A 3787-nucleotide genomic window follows, 5' to 3' on the forward strand; every position below is an offset into this window, starting at 1 on the left:
TGTTTCGAAACGATTATCTGTTATTTTTGGGGAATTTAAAACCGTTGTTATTGGGTATTTTACAATCGTTGATTACATTATCAAAATTTGGAGTGTAATCTGAAAAGATTTGCATTATGTCCAGGTCAGGTAACTCATCATCAGGGATATTTACATCTAGATAGTTCTCCCAATAGTCTGTCATAACGTTAATTATGCGCTTATAAATAAGATCTTGTGCTTTTGAAGAGATATCTGAACTGTTTTCTGTATATTCCATTAATCTTTTTAAGCCAAACCCATTCCAATGCTCAATTCCACTCTCAATAATATACCCACCTCTTAAATCTTTAGATACTAACTCTGCTATCTTATCGAAGTTAACTTTGTTATTTTCTTTGTCTATTATTACTTCAATAGGAGGAAATTTACGAGTACTTTTAACTATTTTTACTTGGTCAGCGCTAGTTATAAAATACTCAATTTGTGCCATCACAATATTTCGGACTTGTTCTGCTTTTAAATATATTCTTTGGTCAAGAAAGCTTTCATTTTGTATGTGATAATCAACTGTCGATAAATTATCCTTTTTAGATTTGTCTTGTTTGTCACTCGCTATTTCCAAACAATAATCCATTTCAGCTAAGCTTTCATTGTTGAAATAACTAAGTTGAGTAAACGAATCATTTTCTTTGTTGCTAAAAATCATCCAAAGTTGGCTATCTTTATACCCCTCTAACTTTAGAGATTCAATTTTTGTAAGCTGCTCTCCTGAATGAACAATAAGTGTTCTGATATCTAAAAGAGTATTAAATTCATCAAGAGTTTTATATTCTTTTAAATCCCATAATCTTTTTAGATATTTCATTGCATTATTTAATCGATACAGATTGTTAGCAAAATGATCCGCTTGCATGCTTGGAATGCCTGATTTATTTCCTATACCTAAAAACTCATTGTCTAATTGGTCAAAGTAATCAATACATCCTCTAATAATCCAAACCAAGGGAGCTTCTGAATTATGAAAAGTGGTTTCAGTTTGATGTTTTTCTTGATACTCATTAAATTTATCTTTTAAATTTTTTGCCGTGGTATTAAATTCTGTTGAAAGTTTAACAATAATTGGCTCCATTAAATTACTCCATTCATCTAAAATAATGATTAGTTTTATTATATCATTTAGGCTTTTGAGACGTAGATTATTGCAGTATTTAATGTTTTATTGAGAGGTAAATTGTATCTAACAGTTGTAGGCAACACAAAGAATCAAATTGTGTAATCTTTATTAATTTTTAAATATATTTTGGTACGTGAAATTATATGTACTAAGGTGTTTCTTTCAAAAATTCTTATAGCATTCTATATAAATGTTGTGTTATTATATAGATAGAAAATTTGTTTCCATTGTTTATACTCTATTGTACGTAGCGTGAAGGACAAACCTTACGCCCAGTTAACTCGGGCGAGGTTTGTCCTTTTTTTTACTTTAAGGAGGAATTTACTATGAATAAAGTCTACAAAATTGGAGCAATTGTTACTACATTATGCGTTGCTTGTATCGCTATCTTTACTTTAACTAAAAATGAATCTGTTAACCCAGAGACTGTAACACCAAAGAAAACAATTGTGTCAGCTGCAGAAACAAAAGGATCACCCGAAAATATTAAAGATATTTCAAAAGAAGAATTAAAGCAAAAAATACAATCCCATGAAGAGTTTATTGCGTATTACTATCAACCAACTTGTCATTATTGTAAAAAGGCAGCACCAGATATCAATAGTATGTCAAAAAAGCATGATAGAACTATCTATCGTATTGATATCTCTACACCAGAAAATCAAAGTGCCTTTCAAGAGTTCGACATTCCTGGTACTCCAGTTGTTGTAGCTTATAACAGAGGCGAAGAAATTGAACGCCTAGAAGGTGCAGTGTCAGCTGCTACATATGACGGATTCTTTGCGAGACGTAATTCGAGCGCTAGTTAATATAGTGCTCGTTTTTCTTTGTAAGAAAGGGGAATTCATATGCAACAAAACGCCCGTATTTATTCTTTAGACATAATAAGAGGCATTGCCATACTATGTATCCTATTTGCTAATCTACCTACTATGACGGGACTAGACCCCTTTAATCAAGCGGGTTACTCCGGTACAGATAAAGTGATTCGTTTATTAATAGATTTATTTATACAGGCAAAATTTTATACTATTTTTGCGTTCTTATTTGGAGTAGGGTTTTATATCTTTATAAAGAATGCTGAAGCAAAAGGCTATTCTATGTATAAGCTGTTTAGTCGTAGATTGTGTATCTTACTACTCTTTGGTTTACTCCACTTTATATTTCTATGGTATGGAGATATTCTACACGCATATGCCTTAGCTGGTTTTATCCTATTGTTCTTTTATAAGCGATCTACAAAGCTTATTTTTATAGTTGGCAGCCTCTCTCTATTTGTTGGCTATACACTACATGCTATTTTATTTATACAAGCAAGTCCTTCTATTTCTGCCGTACCAAGTTACTATCAATATATGTTTACAGGCCACACTACCAATCACACTGTAAATCTATTTACACATTATTCACATCAAGTAAAAGCTCGTCTGTTCTTTTTAATGATTGAGGAATTTCAACAATTACTAGTAGGAATTCCGGAATATATAGGCTTATTTTTAATTGGTTTATGGGCTGGTAAGAAAGATATTTTTAAAAGGGTACCGGAATTTATAAAAGAAATTAGATTTATCCAGTGGAGTTCGTTATGCATTTCATGTCTTCTCTCTTGTCCTATTATCTACTATTTTATAAAAACGGATATCTATTACTCTCAGGATATTAAACTATGGATTCTATTTGGAGGGAAAACGCTAGCTATATTCTATATTTGTACTCTACTTAGGGTTTGTGAGAATAAAAAATATATAAATCAGCTGAAACCTTTTATGAACGTAGGCAAGTATGCTTTAACGAATTACATTAGCCAAAGTATACTAACTCTTGTCATTCTTTCGTTGTACTTTAAAGATGTCTCACAGGTATATTACTGGCAACTATGCATCTTCGGGATTTTAATTATCTTTGTACAAATTATATTTAGCAAAATTTGGAGTAAACATTTCCGCTATGGTCCTATTGAATGGATATGGAGAAAAGGAATTTACAAAAAATAACCTATCTTTCACCAGTTTTATGCAATTAACTGAAAAAAATGATAAAATATCATATGAAAGATAAAAGATATATTTGTGATTGTAAAATGATGTTATTAAAATTAAAGTGGTTCAAGTCAGAGGAAGGCACCTTAGGTGTCTTTTCTTTATTAAAATATGTATTTTAACAAACCTTTAATACTTATGTATTAGATAATAATATTATTTAGTAAAAGGCATTTTTAGAGATAAGAGCCAATAAAAAAAGCCCTAACAGGGCTAAATAATTTTCTTCATACCACATTGACGACATTCTCTTAGAAAGATAAAATCTTTAACGGAACTCTTGAACGCGGTATTACCACAGTTATCGCAACGACCGCTAACCTTATCTGGGAGCTCTGTGTATGTGTATATTTTACCTAGATCGTAGTGTTGTTCAGGTTGTTTATTTTCCATTCGTTTCACCCACATAGCAATTTGAATTAATATAGCTTAACCATAATAACACGAAGTATCCGCATAGTGGATGCTTTTTATTTTTTAAAGGATGCTTTTCCCAGCAGAAACCCTAATAGGCCTCACCATACATGCCCATCAACTTAAGAACGAAAACAAAATGAACTTTCGTTCAAACAAACTAAAAAACACGTAATGT

Annotated in this window: 4 protein-coding genes; 2 read left to right on the forward strand and 2 right to left on the reverse strand. The window is 31.3% G+C overall.

Translation table 11 applies throughout. The features are described 5' to 3' along the window. Positions 1-13 precede the first annotated feature (13 nt). The gene (locus tag PDQ68_RS28305) at positions 14-1111 is read right to left on the reverse strand and encodes a hypothetical protein (protein ID WP_000433310.1); all 1098 of its coding nucleotides are present in this window, start codon (positions 1109-1111) and stop codon (positions 14-16) included. Positions 1112-1482: 371 nt separating this feature from the next. On the opposite strand from PDQ68_RS28305, the gene PDQ68_RS28310 reads away from it, so the two are divergent. After that, positions 1483-1965, forward strand: coding sequence for a thioredoxin family protein (locus PDQ68_RS28310; RefSeq protein WP_001045583.1), 483 nt, complete (start codon positions 1483-1485; stop codon positions 1963-1965). A gap of 39 nt (positions 1966-2004) precedes the next feature. Continuing rightward, positions 2005-3150 (forward strand): DUF418 domain-containing protein, encoded by a 1146-nt coding sequence (locus PDQ68_RS28315; protein ID WP_001186867.1) that lies wholly within the window; start codon positions 2005-2007, stop codon positions 3148-3150. A gap of 258 nt (positions 3151-3408) precedes the next feature. Here the strand turns inward: PDQ68_RS28315 and PDQ68_RS28320 are convergent, their stop codons facing one another. Next, positions 3409-3588, reverse strand: coding sequence for a DUF8096 family protein (locus tag PDQ68_RS28320; protein ID WP_000428649.1), 180 nt, complete (start codon positions 3586-3588; stop codon positions 3409-3411). Positions 3589-3787: the final 199 nt, after the last annotated feature.

This window comes from Bacillus cereus group sp. Bc010, from assembly GCF_027716745.1.
GTDB classification, from domain to species: Bacteria; Bacillota; Bacilli; order Bacillales; family Bacillaceae_G; genus Bacillus_A; species Bacillus_A pacificus.